17 protein-coding genes and 2 pseudogenes are annotated in these 17,220 nt (G+C 73.5%); 11 read left to right on the forward strand and 8 right to left on the reverse strand.

What is annotated here, in order from left to right:
- Positions 1-30: 30 nt before the first annotated feature.
- Positions 31-948 carry a PfkB family carbohydrate kinase gene (locus ACIRFL_RS16375; protein WP_404028870.1) on the reverse strand — a complete coding sequence of 306 codons (918 nt, stop codon included), beginning with the start codon at positions 946-948 and terminating at the stop codon, positions 31-33.
- Positions 949-1,180: 232 nt separating this feature from the next.
- A complete protein-coding gene (locus tag ACIRFL_RS16380; RefSeq protein WP_404028872.1) occupies positions 1,181-1,873 on the reverse strand; it encodes an alpha/beta fold hydrolase in 693 nt (230 codons plus the stop codon).
- A 185-nt stretch (positions 1,874-2,058) separates the two neighbouring features.
- Here ACIRFL_RS16380 and ACIRFL_RS16385 point away from each other — a divergent pair, with 185 nt between their 5' ends.
- The 5 genes and pseudogenes from ACIRFL_RS16385 to pgm all read left to right on the forward strand — a co-directional run bounded on the left by ACIRFL_RS16385 (position 2,059) and on the right by pgm (position 7,701).
- The gene (locus ACIRFL_RS16385) at positions 2,059-2,604 is read left to right on the forward strand and encodes a kinase (RefSeq protein WP_404028985.1); all 546 of its coding nucleotides are present in this window, start codon (positions 2,059-2,061) and stop codon (positions 2,602-2,604) included.
- A 170-nt stretch (positions 2,605-2,774) separates the two neighbouring features.
- A pseudogene (locus tag ACIRFL_RS16390) lies at positions 2,775-3,544 on the forward strand (class I SAM-dependent methyltransferase).
- A 117-nt stretch (positions 3,545-3,661) separates the two neighbouring features.
- Complete coding sequence (locus tag ACIRFL_RS16395; RefSeq protein WP_404028874.1) at positions 3,662-4,510, forward strand: PP2C family protein-serine/threonine phosphatase; 849 nt, start codon at positions 3,662-3,664, stop codon at positions 4,508-4,510.
- Between the two features lie 393 nt (positions 4,511-4,903).
- Positions 4,904-5,956, forward strand: coding sequence for an MASE1 domain-containing protein (locus ACIRFL_RS16400; protein ID WP_404028876.1), 1,053 nt, complete (start codon positions 4,904-4,906; stop codon positions 5,954-5,956).
- Between the two features lie 104 nt (positions 5,957-6,060).
- The gene (gene pgm, locus ACIRFL_RS16405) at positions 6,061-7,701 is read left to right on the forward strand and encodes a phosphoglucomutase (alpha-D-glucose-1,6-bisphosphate-dependent) (RefSeq protein ID WP_404028878.1); all 1,641 of its coding nucleotides are present in this window, start codon (positions 6,061-6,063) and stop codon (positions 7,699-7,701) included.
- A gap of 49 nt (positions 7,702-7,750) precedes the next feature.
- Here pgm and ACIRFL_RS16410 read toward each other — a convergent pair whose 3' ends face one another.
- Entirely contained in the window at positions 7,751-8,251 is a 501-nt protein-coding gene (locus ACIRFL_RS16410; RefSeq protein WP_404028879.1) for a carboxymuconolactone decarboxylase family protein, read from the reverse strand.
- A 166-nt stretch (positions 8,252-8,417) separates the two neighbouring features.
- Here ACIRFL_RS16410 and ACIRFL_RS16415 point away from each other — a divergent pair, with 166 nt between their 5' ends.
- Both ACIRFL_RS16415 and ACIRFL_RS16420 read left to right on the forward strand, forming a co-directional pair.
- Positions 8,418-8,714: a DUF6400 family protein gene (locus ACIRFL_RS16415; protein WP_404028881.1), complete on the forward strand. Its 297-nt coding sequence runs from the start codon at positions 8,418-8,420 to the stop codon at positions 8,712-8,714.
- Positions 8,701-8,958 carry a hypothetical protein gene (locus ACIRFL_RS16420; protein ID WP_404028883.1) on the forward strand — a complete coding sequence of 86 codons (258 nt, stop codon included), beginning with the start codon at positions 8,701-8,703 and terminating at the stop codon, positions 8,956-8,958. Before ACIRFL_RS16415 ends, ACIRFL_RS16420 begins: the two co-directional genes overlap by 14 nt.
- A gap of 21 nt (positions 8,959-8,979) precedes the next feature.
- On the opposite strand, the gene ACIRFL_RS16425 is transcribed toward ACIRFL_RS16420, so the two are convergent.
- Positions 8,980-9,360, reverse strand: coding sequence for an FAD-dependent oxidoreductase (locus ACIRFL_RS16425; RefSeq protein ID WP_404028885.1), 381 nt, complete (start codon positions 9,358-9,360; stop codon positions 8,980-8,982).
- Between ACIRFL_RS16425 and ACIRFL_RS16430 the strand changes: the two are divergent.
- Together ACIRFL_RS16430 and ACIRFL_RS16435 are read left to right on the forward strand one after the other, a co-directional pair.
- Positions 9,317-9,853 (forward strand): annotated as a pseudogene (locus tag ACIRFL_RS16430) (FAD-linked oxidase C-terminal domain-containing protein); the annotation flags it as partial. The gene ACIRFL_RS16425 and the pseudogene ACIRFL_RS16430 sit on opposite strands and share 44 nt — an antisense overlap.
- Positions 9,854-9,916: 63 nt before the next feature.
- Positions 9,917-10,798, forward strand: coding sequence for a YegS/Rv2252/BmrU family lipid kinase (locus ACIRFL_RS16435; protein ID WP_404028887.1), 882 nt, complete (start codon positions 9,917-9,919; stop codon positions 10,796-10,798).
- 178 nt (positions 10,799-10,976) lie between these two features.
- Here the strand turns inward: ACIRFL_RS16435 and ACIRFL_RS16440 are convergent, their stop codons facing one another.
- A complete protein-coding gene (locus ACIRFL_RS16440) occupies positions 10,977-12,173 on the reverse strand; it encodes a PP2C family protein-serine/threonine phosphatase (protein WP_404028889.1) in 1,197 nt (398 codons plus the stop codon).
- 303 nt (positions 12,174-12,476) lie between these two features.
- On the opposite strand from ACIRFL_RS16440, the gene ACIRFL_RS16445 reads away from it, so the two are divergent.
- A complete protein-coding gene (locus tag ACIRFL_RS16445) occupies positions 12,477-12,992 on the forward strand; it encodes a DUF4232 domain-containing protein (protein WP_404028891.1) in 516 nt (171 codons plus the stop codon).
- Between the two features lie 137 nt (positions 12,993-13,129).
- A complete protein-coding gene (locus tag ACIRFL_RS16450) occupies positions 13,130-13,477 on the forward strand; it encodes a DUF1330 domain-containing protein (protein ID WP_404028892.1) in 348 nt (115 codons plus the stop codon).
- Between the two features lie 268 nt (positions 13,478-13,745).
- Here the strand turns inward: ACIRFL_RS16450 and ACIRFL_RS16455 are convergent, their stop codons facing one another.
- The 3 genes from ACIRFL_RS16455 to ACIRFL_RS16465 all read right to left on the reverse strand — a co-directional run bounded on the left by ACIRFL_RS16455 (position 13,746) and on the right by ACIRFL_RS16465 (position 17,101).
- On the reverse strand, positions 13,746-14,645 hold the full coding sequence (locus tag ACIRFL_RS16455) for a carbohydrate ABC transporter permease (protein WP_404028894.1): 900 nt from the start codon (positions 14,643-14,645) through the stop codon (positions 13,746-13,748).
- Positions 14,642-15,628: a carbohydrate ABC transporter permease gene (locus ACIRFL_RS16460; RefSeq protein WP_404028986.1), complete on the reverse strand. Its 987-nt coding sequence runs from the start codon at positions 15,626-15,628 to the stop codon at positions 14,642-14,644. The genes ACIRFL_RS16455 and ACIRFL_RS16460 overlap by 4 nt, the downstream gene beginning before the upstream one ends.
- A gap of 228 nt (positions 15,629-15,856) precedes the next feature.
- Entirely contained in the window at positions 15,857-17,101 is a 1,245-nt protein-coding gene (locus ACIRFL_RS16465; RefSeq protein ID WP_404028896.1) for an extracellular solute-binding protein, read from the reverse strand.
- Positions 17,102-17,220 lie beyond the last annotated feature (119 nt).

A 17,220-nucleotide genomic window follows, 5' to 3' on the forward strand; every position in this document is an offset into this window, starting at 1 on the left:
CGGGCTCACCTGTGCTCTTCGTCGGTGCCGTCACCTTCCGAGCATCCAGGAGCGGGTGCCGAACGACGCGCACGACCGCGACGCCACCTCCGCCGCCCGGGCGAGGGCCACGGCGAAGCGATCGGCACGGTCCTGTCCGCCCGCGGCGGCGGTGCCACGGGCGGACGCCCAGTGATAGGCGAACGCGCCGTGCAGGAAGTCCCCCGCGCCGAGGGTGTCCGCCACCGTGGTCGGCGGCACCTCCACCACGCCCTCCCCGTCGGGGCCCGACCAGACGACGGGGTCCGCGCCCCCGCTGACCGCCGCCCAGGTCACCCCCCGCGCGTGCAGGTACGCGAGCGTCTGGGCGGGTGTCCGGATGCCCGGCGGACGGAAGTCGGCCGAGCAGACGGCCACGTCGACCGAGGACAGCAGGGCCTGTGTGCCCTCCTTCCAACTGCCGCCGTCCAGCACGGTGGGACGCCCCGCGGCCCGTGCCGCACGGGCCGTGGCGATCGCCAACTCCATGTGGTGACCGTCGAGTTCCACGATGTCGCAGTCGGCCACCAGGGCGTCGAGGCCGTCCGGCGCGGCGAGCCGGTGCCGGCCGGCGTTCGTGGAGGCGACGGCCCGCCGCCCGCTCGCGGCGGTCACCAGGACCGACGAGACGGCGGGCGGCCCGGCCGTGTCGGCAGCCAGGTCGTCGACGGCCACGCCCAGCGCCGCGAGGTCGGCCGCAGCGGTCCGGGCCAGCGGATGGCCGCCGAGTCCGGTGAGGAGCCGTGCCCGGCCGCCCAGATGGGCGAAGACGGCGGCGGCGTTGGCGGCGGGACCCCCTGCGGCCACCGTCTGGTCATGGGCCGTCAGCTTCTCGTCGGGCCCGGGCACATGGTCCACCAGCTGGACGACGTCCAGGGTGCACAGGCCGACGAACAGGCCGACCGGCTGCCGCCGTGTGCCGTGTCCCATCCGTGGGCACCTCCTCCCGCCCGGGAACCGCGATCAGTGTACGAACCGCCGCGGCCCACGACGACCCGCGCCCGCCGGCTGAAGAGCCGGCCGCGGACCGCGCAGCCGCCGCGGGCGGTCCGCCCGGCCCCGGTCCCGGTGGGGTGGGAGTCGTACGGCGTGCCGTCGTACGCGCGGGGGATGCCGAGACCGGGGCGTCACGCACGACAGGCGTGTGTGGCAGCGGTGTCGTTCAGATCCAACCGGTCAGCGCGCTCATGAAACCGTCGAAGTCGTCGCGGTGCAGGGTGTGGCCGGCCCCGCCGACGGTGCGTACCTCGAAGCCGCTCCGCGTCAGGCGCCCTCGCAGTTCGGTGGACACGAGCGTGCTCGGATCGGCCGCCAGCACCAGCGAGGGCACCACCGCGCGGAGCGGCGTACGGCTGACCGCGTACACGTCGGCGATCGCGCGCGCGGTCCTCGGGTCCCAGGCCGCGAGCGTGGCCAGTTCCACGTCCACGTCGGCCTGCTCCCAGCGCGGATTGAGGCCGGCGATCATGTCCCGGGTGGCGTCCTTGAAGGCCGCGAACCGTGCCGCCCCCGCGCCGGCCTCCGGCCTCATCTCCCAGGCCGGGTCGCAGTACACGGCCCGGGCCGGGGCAAGCCGGTCGACGGCGCAGGCCAGCGCCATCGCACCCAGCGAGTGACCGATCGCCAGCTCCGGGGCGGCCGGGAGGGTGTCGACGAGATCGCCGGCCCAGTTGTCGGCGCTGTACTCCCCCCGCCCGCTCGCGCCGTGCCCCCGCAGGTCCACCGCGACCACCCGGTAGCCCCGGTCGGCCAGCGCCGGTCCGACGCGACGCCACGTCCTGTGGTCCGCCATGATCCCGTGGACGAGTACGGCGACCCGGTCGCCGTCGCCCCACTGACGGGTGTGCAACTTCATCGGCATGCCCCTTCCGCTCCGGTGTCCGTCGATCCCTTTATGCCCTCCGTGCGCCGCGTCGGCGACCGGCCGGTGGCCGCGCACTTCGGACCGCGATCGAGCACGGTGCCGGCGCCCAGGTCCACCGCCCACGCCCCGCCTCTGCTCCTGCTCGCCGGGCCGTGCGCCGTCCGCGCGGCGGTAGCCTGCCCCGCGTGAAAGTGGGCACCGCGGAAACCCGGCTGATCGTGCTGCGCGGCAACAGCGCCTCGGGCAAGTCCTCCGTCGCGGCCGGTCTGCGGGACCGGTTCGGCCGCGGTCTCGCCCTGGTCGCACAGGACAATCTGCGCCGCGTCGTGCTGCGCGAGCGCGACCTGCCGGGCGCGGCGAACATCGGCCTGATCGACCTCACCGCGCGCTACGCCCTGGACGCCGGATACCACGTGGTGGTGGAGGGCATCCTCCACGCGGACCGCTACGGCGACATGCTCGCCCGGCTGCGCGCCGACCACCGCGGCCCGACCCACGGCTACTACCTCCATGTGCCGTTCGCCGAGACCCTGGTCCGGCACGCCACCAAGCCGATCGCCGACGAGGTCGGCGAGGACCAGTTGCGCGAGTGGTACCGGCCGCTGGATCTGCTGCCCGGCGCCGTCGAGACCGTCGTCGGCGCCGACAGCGGCCTCGCCGCGACCGTCGACCGCATCATGAAGGACACCGGCCTGACGGGCCTTGCGGCCCGGGACCGCTGACGGCGGGCCCGGCGCCGCACGCCCCGCATCGGCCGATCGGCTGACCCGCGGGTCGGCCGGACCTCCCGCGGACGGCAGCCCGTCGGCCGAGCCGGACGCACCGCCACGGCCCCGAGGCTGGCACCGGGACCGCACCGGCCGGCCCCTCCCGCGGAAGGCAAGGAGACCTCATGCCCGCCAAGAACCCGGCCGTCGACCGCGCCGCCCTCGGCCACCGCATCGGCTACGCGCTGCGCCACCCGGACCGGGTGCCCCGCCATCTGGTCCGCGCCACCCGGGACATGTGGCTGCGCCACCGCCACCCGGACCACATCTCCTACTACCGGGCCGTGATGCGGTCCGGTACCCGGGCCGACCCGGACGCGGCGGTCGGCAGCCGCAACCGCGAGCGGTGGCTGGCGCTGGGCGCGCTGCAGTTCGACTATCTGCTCGGGCACGGGCTGCGCCCCGAGCACCGCATGCTGGAGATCGGCTGCGGCAACCTGCGCGGCGGCTGGCGGTTCATCCGCCACCTGGAGCCGGGGCACTACTACGGCATCGACATCTCGCCGGACATCCTCCTCGCCGCGCAGGACACCGTCGTGGAGAGGGGACTGCGCGAGCGGCTGCCCACACTGACCCCGGTGCGCGACCTGACGCTGCGCTTCCTGCCCGACGCGCACTTCGACGTCGTCCACGCGCACAGCGTGTTCTCGCACTCGCCGCTGCCGGTCATCGAGGAGTGCCTGAGCCATGTCGGCCGGGTGCTCGCGCCGGGCGGCTCTTCGACCGCACGGAGGGCGCGGAACACCATGTGCTGCGGGAGGACTTCTACTACCGCACCGAAACCCTCGTGGCACTGGCCGGGCGGCACGGTCTGCGGGCGCGCTTCATGGAGGACTGGGAGCGGCTGCCGCACGGCCAGTCCAAGATCCGGGTCACGCACGCCGACGGCACCTGAGCGGCGCACGGGCCGTACCCCCGGCCGGTGAGCGGACCTCGTCCGGGGTGACGGTGATCCGATCGGGCTAAAATTGGGGAATTCGTCCCGGTAAGGACGGCCTGGCCGGAGTGATCGATGCCCCGCAAGCCCGTAACGGACGACGGCGACGAGTTGTTGGCCAGACTCCGCTCGCTCACCGCTCAGGCGCGCGAGCGCGCGGAGTCGCAGCGCTCCCACGTCGAACTGGCCATCGCCCTGCAGCGCGGCATGCTCCCACGGGACCTGCCCACCGCCCCCGGCATCCGGCTGGCCGTGCGCTACATGCCCGCCCCTCACGGCCTCAACGTGGGCGGCGACTGGTACGACGCCTTCGTGCTGCCCGACGGCCGGATCGGACTGTCCATCGGCGACGTCCAGGGCCACAACATCGAGGCGGCGGCCTTCATGGGGCAGGTACGGGCGGGGCTGCGGGCGCTCGCCACCGTCACCGGCGACCCGGGGGAACTGCTCGGCCGGACGAACGACCTGCTGCTGTCGCTGGGCAGCGAGCTGTTCGCCACGTGCACCTTCCTGCGGCTCGACCCGTCCACCGGCGTCCTGGAGAGCGCCCGGGCCGGACACCTCCCCTTCGTCTGGGCCACGGCGGACGGGCGGTCGGGGCTGGCCGAGGACGAGGGCGGACCGCCGCTCGGCATCGGTGCCGGGGCGGAGTATCCGGTGGCCCGGAACCGGCTCACCGAGGGCGGGGTGTTCGTGCTGCTCACGGACGGGGTGGTGGAAGGGCCCGCCATGACCGTGGAGGAAGGGCTCGACCAGGTCGTCCGTCTCGCCGGTACGGCCGTCGTCGCGGGGCTGGGGGCCGACGCGCTCGCCGGTGCGGTGCTCAAGGGCGCCGAACGGGTCGGACACGAGGACGACGCGGCCGTCCTCGTCGTAGCCCACGACGCACCGCCGGCATCCCGGCAGCCACCCCGACCCCCCTGACACGCCCCACCCATCACCGACACCCGCCGCCGGGTCCCCCTGAAAGGCGCGCGGGCAACTACGCGCCCAACCACGACGGCGCTGCAGAGGAGAACCGCCGGGTGCCCCGAAGGGGGCGCGGGGAACTGCGCGCTCAGCCACGACGGCGCTGCAGAGGAGAACCGCCGGGTGCCCCGAAGGGGGCGCGGGGAACTGCGCGCTCAGCCACGACGGCGCCGCAGACGAGGACCGGCAGTTACCCCACAGGGGGGAGCCGCACCACGACGGCGCCGCAGACAAGGACCGGCAAAGGCCCCGCAGGGGAGCCGCACCACGACGGCGCCGCAGACGAGGACCGGCAAAGGCCCCGCAGGGATGTGGCTCGCCTCGCCGAGCGGGCGGGCTCGGTGTCTCATGGCTGCTGTGGTGGGTACCCAGGAGCTGCGTCCCCAGGTCCTCCCGGCGCTGGCGGTCGCCGTCTGCTACTACGCCGGCGCCCGGCTCGGACTGCTGCGCCAGGTCGTCGTCGAGAATGTCGTGGTCATGCCGATCTGGCCGCCGACCGGCGTCGCCATGGCCGCCCTGCTGGTGTGCGGGCTGCGCTGCTGGCCCGGCATCACGGTCGGCGCCCTGCTGGCCGTCCTGGCCGTCAACGCGCCGGGCCCCGACCTGATCGGCACCGTCGCGGGCAACACGATCGCGCCGGTGTGCGCCCTTCTCATGCTGCGCCGCGTCGGCTTCCGGACCGACCTGAGCCGGTTGCGCGACGGCCTCGCGCTGGTGTTCCTGGCGGCGCTGCTCGCCATGCTCGTCAGCGCGGTCGTCGGCTCCTCGATGCTCCTTCTGACCGACAGGCTCGCCGCGCCGGGCTACTGGCGGGTGTGTCTGGCGTGGTGGGTGGGCGACGCGATGGGCGTCCTGCTGGTCACGCCGGTGCTGCTGCTGCCGTACCAGGCGCGATGGCCGCCGCGACTCGGCCGCTGGAGGGAGGCCCTGGCTCTGGCGCTCGCCGTCTGCTGTGTCGTACCGCTCGCCGTGTACAGCGCCATCGGCCTGCTCTTCCTGGTCTACCCGCTGCTGATCTGGTCGGCGCTGCGCTTCCGGGTCGCGGGCAGCACGCTGTGCGCGCTGTTCATGTCCGTCCTGGTCACCGTCGCGGCGACGGACTACGTCGGCTCGTTCAAGGGGCTCACGCCGGTCGAGGTGCTGCTGAAGCTGCACGCGTTCAACGGGACGGTGGCCCTGACCGCGCTGCTGCTGTCGGCGGTCATCACCGAGCAGCGCAACACCCGCAGGTCCGTGGAACAGGCATGCCAGGAACTGGTCGAGGTGCTGGAAAACCTCACCATGGGCGATGCCGTCGGCCGCCGCTTCACGTCCTCCGCCCGGAACGCAGGCCGGACGTCGGCAGGACCGTCGGCAGGACCCGGCGCCGAGCGCTCCCCGCCGGCCCAGGACGGCGGGTGAGCCGCCGGCCGGCCGGCCGCCGCCGGGCCCCCTCGCGAAGCGGGGCCGCGGCGGGGAAAGATGGGACGCCGAGCGATGGATCTACGACGCGGAGGAACGGACCCATGCCGCACGAACGAGCGGGCACCCCGGCCCGCCCCGAGGACCTGGTCGACGTGGCCCGGCTGGTCACGGCGTACTACACGCTGCACCCCGACCCGGCCGAGCCGGCGCAGCGGGTGGCGTTCGGCACCTCGGGACATCGCGGGTCGTCCCTGGCGGGCGCGTTCAACGAGGACCACATCGCCGCCACCAGCCAGGCGATCTGCGAGTACCGGGCCGGTCAGGGCGTCACCGGCCCCCTGTTCCTCGGCGCCGACACCCATGCGCTGTCGGAGCCCGCGAAGGTCACCGCGCTGGAGGTGTTCGCCGCCAACGACGTCACGGTGCTGATCGACGGCGCGGACGGGTACACCCCGACGCCGGCCGTCTCGCACGCGATCCTCACCCACAACCGGGGCCGCGCCGACGGCCTCGCGGACGGGGTGGTGGTCACCCCGTCGCACAACCCGCCCGCCGACGGCGGCTTCAAGTACAACCCGCCGAGCGGCGGCCCCGCGGCCTCGGACGCGACCTCCTGGATCCAGGACCGCGCCAACGAGATCATCACCGGCGGCCTCAAGGACGTACGGCGCATCCCCTACGCCCGGGCGCTCGCCGCGGCCGGCACCGGTCGGTACGACTTCCTCGGCCGTTACGTCGCCGATCTGCCGAGCGTGCTGGACCTGGACGCGATCCGGGCGGCCGGGGTGCGCATCGGCGCCGACCCGCTGGGCGGGGCGTCCGTCGCCTACTGGGGCCGCATCGCCGAGGAACACCGGATCGACCTGACGGTGGTCAACCCGCACACCGACCCCACCTGGCGGTTCATGACGCTGGACTGGGACGGCCAGATCCGGATGGACTGCTCGTCGCCGTACGCGATGGCCTCGCTCATCGAGCGGCGGGACCGCTTCGCCATCGCCACCGGCAACGACGCCGACGCCGACCGGCACGGCATCGTCACGCCGGACGCGGGTCTGATGAACCCCAACCACTACCTCGCCGTCGCCATCTCCTACCTCTACGGCCACCGTGACGCGTGGCCCGCGGACACGGGGATCGGCAAGACGCTGGTGTCGTCCTCGATGATCGACCGGGTCGCCGCCGACCTCGGCCGCCGGCTGGTCGAGGTCCCGGTCGGGTTCAAGTGGTTCGTGGACGGACTGCTGGGCGGGACGCTCGGCTTCGGCGGCGAGGAGTCGGCCGGCGCGTCCTTCCTGCGCCGGGACGGTTCGGTGTGGACGACGGACAAGGACGGCATCCTTCTCGCCCTCCTCGCCTCCGAGATCACGGCCGTCACCGGCCGGACCCCCTCGGAGCACTACGCCCGGCTCACCGAGCGCTTCGGCGAGCCCGCGTACGCCCGCGTCGACGCGCCCGCCTCCAGGCAGGAGAAGGCCCTCCTCGCGCGGCTCTCCCCGGCCCAGGTGACCGCCGAGACGCTGGCCGGGGAACCCGTCACCGGCGTGCTCACCGAGGCCCCGGGCAACGGCGCCGCCGTCGGCGGCATCAAGGTGACCACCGAGCACGCCTGGTTCGCGGCCCGTCCCTCCGGCACCGAGGACGTCTACAAGATCTACGCCGAGTCCTTCCGCGGTCCCGACCACCTCCGCCAGGTCCAGGAGGAGGCCCAGACGGTGGTCCTCGCGGCGCTCGGCGCCTGACCGGCCCACCCCCGCCCCCGCGCCGCCCGGGCGACGGGGGCGGCGGCGGTCACGCCGTGCCGAGCGGGGCCGCGGCGCGCACCGGGTGCTTGCTCATGACCGAGACCCGGTTGAAGGCGTTCATGGTGATCGCCACCCAGATCACCGCGGATGTCTCGGCGTCCGACAGCACCGCCCGCGCCTGCGCGTAGGCGGTCGTCTGGGCGTCGGCGTCCGCGGGGTGCGTGGTGGCCTCGGCCAGGGCGAGCGCCGCCCGCTCCCGCGGGGAGAACAGCTCCGTGTCGCGCCAGGCGGGCAGGACGCCGAGGCGCTGCGTCGTCTCGCCGGCCCGCAGGGCCGCCCGGGTGTGCAGGCTGAGGCAGTAGGCGCAGGCGTTGAGCTGGGACACCCGGACGTTGAGGAGTTCGACCAGGGCGCGGTCGAGGCCCGCCTCGTCCGCCACGGCGCGTACCGCCTCGGCCGTTGCGGTCAGCGCGCGGTACGCGCCCGGGCTCTGCTTGTCGACGTAGACGCGCCGTTCGCCGTCCGTCGCCGCTGCCGTCTGTGTCACCTGTGCTCCTTCGTCCCGTGCCGCTGCGCGGGTGATCGTCCGCTGCCCTCCTATCATCACCCGTATGAATGTTGAAGTCGGAACTACCCCGTGAGGGTTCCGGCGGGCTGTGACGTCGCCCACGCACTCTTGCCCTGGCGAGGAAGGCAAACCTAAGTTCGACCACATGTCCGCCCATGACCCCACGCATCCCACTGATCCCGGCGATCCGGCCGCCGGGCGGCCGGACGGCTCCGCCCCGGTCGACTTCGCCGTAGACCTCACCGCGCACGAGGCGCACCGGCGGGCCCAGGTCCTTGAGGCCATCGGCCCGCACTGGGACCCGGTGGAGGCGCTGCACGGCGAGGAGGCGGCGTACGACCTGCTGTACTCCGGCCTCGACGAGGAGCAGCAGCGCGTGTACGACGACCTGGTCGCGGCCGGGGTGCTGCCGCCGCGCGGGGGTGGCCGTGCTGCCGCTTGATCCGCAGGCCGACATCGGCCGCCGGGCCTGGGTGGCCTGCCCGCGCTGCGCCGACAGCGACGGCTGCGCGAGGTGCGCGAAGCGGCGCACCTGCGCCGAGCACTGGCGTTATCTGCTCGCCAACAGCGGCAGCGTGCTGCATCTGCAGTGCCCCTCGTGCGGCCACGTCTGGGACCACGAGACCGGCTTCGGAGCCACCCGCCCCGCCCGGCGGCGCACCATCGACGACCTGCCCCGCTCCTGATCCCGGGGCCCGCCCGGCGCGTCAGGCGGGCGCGGCCGCCGCCCGGTCGAGTGCTGCGCGTGCCGCCTTGAGCGCGGCGGCCCGGTCCTCGGGCACGAGCCCGATCCGGGTGCGCCGGTCCAACAGGTCCGCCTCGTCGAGCGCCCCCTCGTACCGTGCCGCCCACAGCAGATCGGCGTGGGTGACGGGCTGTCCCGGCAGCACGGGTTCGGCCAGCCGCGGATCGTGCGCGGCGAGCGCGTGCACGGTGGTGCCGAAGGCGAGGTCGTGGGCGTCGACGGCGACGACGTCCAGCCCGCGGGCCGCGGCGTCCAGAGCCGCGCCGGCCCCGGTCGCGCCGAGCCCGACGTCCAGCAACCGGCGGGCCGGGGCGGCGGCCGTGCTGAGCGCGTGCGGCGGCACCCATCTGGGCGCGGGTCCAGGCGAACGCTGGGCCGCAGGCCGCTACGCGGCCCCGTATCTGCGGGACTCCCTGCTGGACGCGGGCGCGTTCGCCGAGACGCTGGAGACCGCCGCCTTCTGGTCCCGCCTCCCGCGGCTGTACGCGGCGGTCCGCGGGGCGCTCACCGACACCCTCACCGAGGCGGGCACGCCACCGCTGGTGATGTGCCACATCTCGCACGTGTACGAGAACGGCGCCTCCCTCTACTTCACGGTGGTCAGCGCCCAGGGCGCCGACCCCGTCGCGCACTGGGCACCGGCCAAGCGCGCCGCCAACGAGGCCGTGCTCGCGGCCGGCGGGACGATCAGCCACCACCACGGCGTGGGCACCGACCACCGCGACTGGTACGTCAGGGAGGCGGGCCCGCTCGGCGTCGCGGCCCTCCGGGCGGTCAAGCGCCGACTGGACCCCGAGGGGCTGCTGAACCCCGGGATACTGCTGCCCGTCGACTGACCGGGCGGCGCACCGCCCGGCCTTGCCGCCCCGCACCATCCCGCACCGTCCGGAGGCTCACCGATGCGACAGTTCACGGCCGTCGTCAACCCCACCGCGGGCGGCTCCACCGGGGCGGCGGCGCTGCTGCACGTGGGCCGGCTGCTGCGGGAGGCCGGGGCGCACCTGGAGACCGAGTACAGCCGCAGCCTGGCCCACGCCCAGGACCTGGCCCGCCGGGCCGGCGAGCGCGGCCGGGTGGTGCTCGCGGTGGGCGGCGACGGCATCGCCGGGGGCATCGGCGGCGCCCTCAGCGGCACCGGCACCGTGCTCGGCCTGGTCCCGGCGGGCCGCGGCAACGACTTCGCGCGCGCCCTCGGCCTGCCCGCCGACCCCGCGGCGCTGGCCCGGATCCTGCTGGGCAACACCCCGCGGCCCGTCGACACCATCGAGGTGGAGTCGGCCGTGCACCGGGGCACCGTGGTGCTGGGCAGCGTGTACGCGGGGGTCGACGCGCTCGCCAACCGCCACGCCAACAGCGCGCGGCTGCTGCGCGGCGCCGCCTCCTACTACGCCGGCGGACTGCGCGCGGTGGCCACCTGGCGCCCGGCCACCTACCGGGTCACCGTGGACGGACGGGAGCACGCCCACCGCGGTTACACCGTGGTGGCCGCCAACTCCGCCTACTACGGCTCCGGCCGGGCCATCGCACCCGACGCCCGGGTGGACGACGGACTGCTGGACATCGTGATGATCCGCGAGGCACCGCGCCGGCTGTTCTTCGCCCTCATGAACGAGCTGGCGACCGGAGCCCACGTGGACCGGCCCGAGGTGCGGGTGCTGCGCGGCCGGGAGATCCGCATCGAGGCCGACCGGCCCGTACCCTACGGCGCCGACGGAGAGGTCGAGGCCACCCTGCCCGTCACGGCCAGGGTGCGGCCCGGCGACCTCACGGTGCTGTGCTGAACCCACAGCCACAGCCCGACCCTCGGCTCCGGCGGCCGGGTTCAAGGCGCCCCCGGGCCGCCACCGGCCGTTCCGCGCCCGGGCGTCGACGGCAGACCCGCCGCGCGCGGCGCGTCACTGCGCTCAGCGGGTCAGGTCCCGGTACCGGATCCGGGCCGGGCTCCGTACACCAGGCACGTCATGTGCCGCGCCGCGCGGACGCGGCGGCCGCCCCCTTGCGCGGGAGGAGCACGACCGTCAGTGCGGCGATGTCGTCCCGCAGCCGGTCGTCGCTGTACTCCAGCAGATCGTGATGGAGCCGGTCCAGCAGCTCCCGCGGTGGCAGCGGCCCCCAGGAGCGCAGCCGTTCCAGCAGCGGGTAGAAGGCGCCGGCCCGGTCGCGGGTCTCCGTGATGCCGTCCGTGTACAGCAACAACTGGTCGCCGGGCAGGAAGGGATAGACGTCCACGGGGTACGGCTCGCCGACGAGCATCCCCAGGTTCAGCGGCGGAGCCGACCGTCCCGTGTGCAGTTCGCGCACCTCGCCGGGCCGCAGGAGCAGCGGCGGCGGATGCCCGCAGTTGACGACCCGCACCGTGTGCTCGTCGGTGCGGATCTCCGCGATCACCGCCGTGACGAACCGTTCGGCCACATCGCTCCCGGACAGCTGATCCGCCCGGCGGGCCACGCTGGTCTCCACCCGGCCCGCCAGCGCGGGCAGGTCGGGCTCGTCGTGCGCCGCCTCGCGGAACGAGCCGAGCAGGGTAGCCGCGGTCTCCACCGCGGGCAGCCCCTTGCCCCGGACGTCGCCGATGAGCAGCCGTACGCCGTGCGCGGTGGGCACGGCCTCGTACAGGTCGCCGCCGATGCGCGCCTCGGCGAAGGCGGAGTGGTAGAAGCTCTCCAGACGGAGGTCGCCGATCCGGTGCGGAACCGGTCTGAGCAGGACCTGTTGTGCGATGTCCGCCACGAAGCGCACATCGGCGAGCGTACGTTCGCGGCGCGTCCTGTGCAGGGCGAGGACCGTGCCGAGGAAACCCACCAGGGCCGTGCAGACGTAGGCGGCCACATAGTGCGGGTCCCACTCGTAGCCGAGGTGCCGGCCCGCGCAGCACGGGGTGCCGGCCAGGATCCACTCGGACAGGACGGCGAACACGGCGCCGCACGCGACCACGACCGGGCCGTACGCGAAGGCCGCCACCAGCGGCAGCGCGATGAGCGCGAAGCTCACCGGCCACTCCACCGGGGTCAGCGGCTCCAGCACCAGGACCAGGGCGACATACCCGACCGGAAGCCAGCGCAGCCAGGCCGGCGGCGCCGGCGGCCGGGTCCGGGTGCTGTCATCCGCCCGCTCCTCGCCGCGGCCCGCCCGGGCGGTACGACCGCGAAGCCTCACCGCTCGCCCAGCCGCGCAGGCGCCCGGCGGGCGCGGTACGCGGGGGCGGGGCGGACGGGCGCAGCACACGCCCGACGGCTCGGCTCAGGCAGCCTGGACACACTGAACTCCCGGCGATGGCGACAAGAGGGCCAGCCTGGTGCGCCCGCCCGTGGCACCCCGCTCATTGCTCCGGTCCACGGCATGTCCCTTCCGGCACCGCCCGCGGGTCGGGAACCGGCGGGCGGCAGAACTTTTCGTCGGTCGCGTGCATCCAAGAGAGTGACACACATCCACCCATTCACCCGATAGGGGTGGTATGGCATGTTTCTTCACTCACGCCATCTCTCCCGACGCGTCGCGATCGCTTCGGCGACCGTCCTTCTCACGGGCGGCGCGGCGGCCGGTGCCGCCTGGGCCACGACCGCGGCGGCTGCCCCGGCCGGCCCGCGTACCTGCACGGTGAGCGACCTGTATGTGTCCATGGGACGCAAGGAGGGCGCCGCGGGCTCGCTGTACTGGCCGATCCGGTTCACCAACACCGGCACCACCGGCTGCGCCCTGCGCGGCTACCCGGGCGTCAGCGTCCTCGACGCCGCCCATCACCAGGTGGGCGCTGCCGCCACCCGGACCGGACAGGCCGTCCCGACCGTGACGCTCGCCCCCGCCCACTCGGCGTCCGCGGTCATCCGCACCACCAACGGTCCCGTCGGCGGGCCCTGTCGGGCCACCGGAACCTATCTGCGGGTCTATCCGCCGGCCTCCCGCACCGCGGTCCTGGTGCCGGCCGACTGGAAGGTGTGCTCCGGCACCTTCCGGGTCGCCCCGGTCACCCGGTAGCGCCCGGTGCGACGCGTCACCTGCGGCCGGGGGGGGGGGGGGCCCCCCCCCCCCCCCCCCCCCCCCCCCCCCCCCCCCCGCCGGCGCGCGCGAGGATCGGGGCGTACCGGGAACGGACCGACCGGCAAGGAGCCGTCATGCCCGCCTACGCCATCGCCCACCTGCAAGAAGCCGCACCGCATCCCGAGATCGCCGAGTACATCGAGCGCATCACGGCCACCTTCGAGCCCTACGGCGGACGGTTCCTCGTGCACGGCATGCGGCACGAGGTGCTGGAGGGCGGCTGGCCCGGCCACGTCGTGGTGATCGCCTTCCCCGGGATCGCCGAGGCACGGGCCTGGTGGGACTCGCCCGCCTACCGGGAGATCGCGCCCCTGCGGGCCCGGCACATCGAGGGCGACATCATCCTGGTCGAGGGCGTCCCGGACGACTACGACCCGACCGACACCGCCCAAACACTCCGCACCACCCTGCCCACCGCGTAACCCCGCCCCGGGCTCACCGTTCCCCCACATGCCCGCAGACACCGACACCCCCGCCCCCGCACGGCCGCCGCGGTGGTCTTCCGTCGGTCGGTTGTGGTGAGTTGTGGTTGGTCGGGGTGCTTTCCTGGGCGTCGCCGCGCCTGCGCGATGGCGGGCGGCGATGCCGGGATCGGGTCGGCCGCCCGGCCATGACCGCGCCGTCCCGGCAGTCGCTACGGTGCGATGCCCATCCCGCCGACACACCTTCAGGCCCGCTGCCGTGCTGGTGTCACTCCTTGACCGCGCCCGCGTTCGCGCCCTGCACGAAGTACCGCTGGAAGCAGAAGAAGAGCGCCGCCACCGGCAGGGTCGACAGCAGGGCCGCGGCGAGTTTCAGCGGGTACTGGGTGCCGCCGCCCAGACCACCCGAGACGAACCGGGCGAGCCCCGTCGTGAGCGTCTCGTACTGGGCGGACTGCGTGGCCACAAGGAAGTGCGTGAACTCGTTCCACGAACTCTGGAACGACAGGATGGTCAGGGTCAGCAGCGCGGGCCTCGCCATCGGCAGCACCACCGACCAGAAGGTGCGGAAGACACCGGCGCCGTCCACCCGGGCCGCCTCCTCCACCTCCCGGGGAACCGACTCGAAGAACTGCTTCATGATGAAGATGCCCGCCGCGTCCACCATCAGCGGCAGGATCATGCCGGTGTACGTGTCGAACAGCCCGAACGTGTTCAGGACCAGGAACTTCGGGATCAGCAGGGCCACCCCGGGCACCGCCATCACCGCGAGCACGAACCCGAACAGCAGGCCCCGCCCGGGGAACCGCAGCCGGGCCAGCGCGTACCCGGCCATCGAGTCGAACAGCACCCGCCCGGCGGTGACCACGACGGCGACCACCGCGGAGTTGCCGAGCCAGCGCAGGAACGGCACCCCGTCGCCGGCCTCGCTCAGCCCCAGCAGCCGCTGGTACGCGGCGGTCGTCGGGGTGACCGGCACCAGCGACAGCGGATGCGACGCGGCGTCGGGATCGGTCTTGAAACCGGTCACCAACTGCAGGACGAACGGCAGGACGTACAGCAGCCCGAGCCCGGCCACCAGCACGTAGCCCACGATCCGCAGCGGCAGCGGATACCGGCCGAGCACCGGACGGTGCTGTCGGCGCACAGTCCGTGTCGTCGACGTCATCGGTTCCTCCCGGGACGGGCGTCGCGATCCCTGAACGCCCAGCGCTGCAACGCGGTCAGGCACAGGATCAGGGCGAGCATGATGAACGCGATGGCCGCGCCCTGCCCGAAGTCGGCGTCGTCGAACGCGGACGAGTACGACAGGAACGCCGGGGTCAGCGTCGTGTTGCCCGGAGCGCCCTGGCCCATCACATACACCTGGTCGAAGACCTGCCAGGTGGAGATGAGACCCAGGGTGAGCACGAGGAACAGCACCGGCCGCAGCGCGGGCAGCGTGATGTGGCGCAGCATCTGGAACCGGTTGACGCCCTCCAGGGCGGCCGACTCCTCCAGCTCCCGCGGGATGTCCTGGAGGGCCGCGAGGAAGATCAGCATGAAGGTGCCGGAGGTGGTCCACACGGCGAGCAGGATGATCGTGCACATCGCGACGGACGGCCCGGACAGCCACTGGAACCAGGACAGACCGAGGAAGGAGTGCTCGGCCAGCGCGCCCGAGGGATGGTCGGGATCCACGATGCCGAGGGACCCGAGCAGCAGCGAGAGCACCCCGCGCGGGTCGGCGAACCAGTTCGGGCCCTTCACCCCGATCCAGGACAGCAACGAGTTCACGGCCCCGCTGCCCTGGAAGAGGAACAGGAACACGGTGGACACCGCGATCGAGCTGGTCACCGACGGGAAGAAGAACGCGGTGCGCAGGGCGCCGCGGGCACGCAGCAGCCGCTGGTTGACGATGAGCGCCAGCACCAGGGCCAGAGCCGTCTGCAACGGCACGGTCAGCAGCACGTAGTAGGCGTTGTTGCGCAGCGAGGTCGCGAACAGGGTGCGGTCGAGACCGTTCTCGGTCAGCAGCGCCCGGTAGTTGTCCAGGCCCACGAACTTGGCCTCGCCGCTGAACGGATTGGACTGCCCGTCCCAGTGCAGCAGGCTCACCCACAGCGCCATCAGGATCGGCAGCATCAGGAACAGACCGAGGACGAGCACCATGGGGCTGACGAACAGCCAGCCCCATGGGCCCTCACCGCGGCGGCGCCCCGCGCGCGGGGCGTGGATGGCGCGGGGCGCCGCGGTGGGACCGGCCCCGCCGGGCGCGTCAGGTGCGCCCGGCGTACCGGTCGACCGGGAACGTGCCGCCGCAAGCGGCCGTCCGGAGTCGGAGGAACCGTCGCCGCGGGGCTGGTCCGCGGCGCGGGTGGTGCGGGGGGACATGACGGCTCAGTCGCCCTTCGCCATCGCCTGCTCGCCGTTGCTCTGCAGGTCGGCGAGGATCTTCTTCGGGTCGGCGGTGCGCAGCGCCTGCAGATCGGTGTTGAACTGGCCGAGCACCTTGTCGAACCCGGCGATGGTCACCGGGCCCTGCGCGTAAGCCGCGCCGTCCACCCATGCCTTGGCCTCCGGCACCTGCTGCGCGTACGTGGCCAGCGAGCTGGTGCGGGAGGGCATGACACCGAAGGCGTCCGCGAACTTCAGCTGCTGCTCACCGGAGCTGAGGTACTTCACCAGATCCACGGCGGCCTTCTGGTGCGCGCTCTCGGCCGCCACGCCCCAGCAGTTGCTGAAGGCGAGCGTGCCCTTGCCGGCCGGTCCCGCGGGCAGCTCCACGACCTTGTACTTGACGTCCGGGTAGTCGGCCTTCATGGCTCCGGCCAGCCAGTTGCCCTCGATCGTCATCGCGGCCTTGCCCTTGCCGAGCGCCTCGCCGCCCCAGCTGGTGTCGACGTCCGTGGCGTACTTCAACGAGCCCGCCTTCAGCAGGGACTGCGCGAAGGCGAGGCCCTGCGCGTTCTTGGCGCCGGCGGCGGTCATCTTCGTCTGCCGTGCGTCGGTGACCCAGCCGCCCGCCTCCTTCATGAAGACGCCGAGCCGCTGATACTCGTTGGAGGTGACGAGTCCGGTCACCCCGTCCCGGGTGAGCTTGCCCGCGACCTGCTTCAGCTCGGCCCAGGTGGTCGGGTAGTCCCGGTCGGTCAGCCCGGCCTTCTGCCACAGCTCGGTGTTGATGGCCAGGCCCAGCGTGGAGGTGTCCTTGGGCAGGCACACCAGCTGCCCGTCGTAGGTGAAGGAGGAGCGCAGCTGCGCCGAGAAGTCGTCCGCGTCCTTTATCTGCTCGCCGTACGCGTACAGCGAGCCCGCCTTCGCGTAGTTGGCGAACTGGTCGGAGTTGACGTAGAAGACGTCCGGCGGCTTGTGCCCGGCGAAGGACTGCGCCAGCTGCTGGTTCATGTCCTTGGCGACCTGAACGGTCACCATGTTGCCGGACTCCTTCTGGTACGCGGCAGCCGCGTCCTTGACGGCCTTGGTCTCGGCGTCGCCCGACGTGGCGATGAGCACCGTCAGATGCTGCTTGGCGCCGCTGTCCTGCTCGGTCTCCTTGCCGTCGCCGAAACTCGACGAACAGCCGGTGGCGGCCATCAGAGCCGCGCAGGTGGCGAGGGCCGCGGCGGCCGTGCGGGTGGTCATTGCTTCCTCCGTGTACTCGGGGTGGGACGTGCGGCTCCGCCCGGGTGCTGCGGCGGACCGCGACCCGGGGTGGGGGAGGAGAAAGGGGTGAGGTTCGGGGCCCGTGCGGGCCGGTGTAC

The organism is Streptomyces sp. NPDC102462, assembly GCF_044765425.1.
Classification (GTDB): Bacteria; Actinomycetota; Actinomycetes; order Streptomycetales; family Streptomycetaceae; genus Streptomyces.

Coding starts and splice junctions, on each gene's coding strand:
- ACIRFL_RS16455 (WP_404028894.1), bottom strand. CDS start 14,645: ATGACGTCGACGACACGGACTGTGCGCCGACAGCACCGTCCGGTGCTC.
- ACIRFL_RS16415 (WP_404028881.1), top strand. CDS start 8,418: ATGTCCGCCCATGACCCCACGCATCCCACTGATCCCGGCGATCCGGCC.
- ACIRFL_RS16445 (WP_404028891.1), top strand. CDS start 12,477: ATGTTTCTTCACTCACGCCATCTCTCCCGACGCGTCGCGATCGCTTCG.
- ACIRFL_RS16380 (WP_404028872.1), bottom strand. CDS start 1,873: ATGAAGTTGCACACCCGTCAGTGGGGCGACGGCGACCGGGTCGCCGTA.
- ACIRFL_RS16400 (WP_404028876.1), top strand. CDS start 4,904: ATGGCTGCTGTGGTGGGTACCCAGGAGCTGCGTCCCCAGGTCCTCCCG.
- ACIRFL_RS16375 (WP_404028870.1), bottom strand. CDS start 948: ATGGGACACGGCACACGGCGGCAGCCGGTCGGCCTGTTCGTCGGCCTG.
- pgm (WP_404028878.1), top strand. CDS start 6,061: ATGCCGCACGAACGAGCGGGCACCCCGGCCCGCCCCGAGGACCTGGTC.
- ACIRFL_RS16460 (WP_404028986.1), bottom strand. CDS start 15,628: ATGGTGCTCGTCCTCGGTCTGTTCCTGATGCTGCCGATCCTGATGGCG.
- ACIRFL_RS16395 (WP_404028874.1), top strand. CDS start 3,662: ATGCCCCGCAAGCCCGTAACGGACGACGGCGACGAGTTGTTGGCCAGA.
- ACIRFL_RS16435 (WP_404028887.1), top strand. CDS start 9,917: ATGCGACAGTTCACGGCCGTCGTCAACCCCACCGCGGGCGGCTCCACC.
- ACIRFL_RS16450 (WP_404028892.1), top strand. CDS start 13,130: ATGCCCGCCTACGCCATCGCCCACCTGCAAGAAGCCGCACCGCATCCC.
- ACIRFL_RS16465 (WP_404028896.1), bottom strand. CDS start 17,101: ATGACCACCCGCACGGCCGCCGCGGCCCTCGCCACCTGCGCGGCTCTG.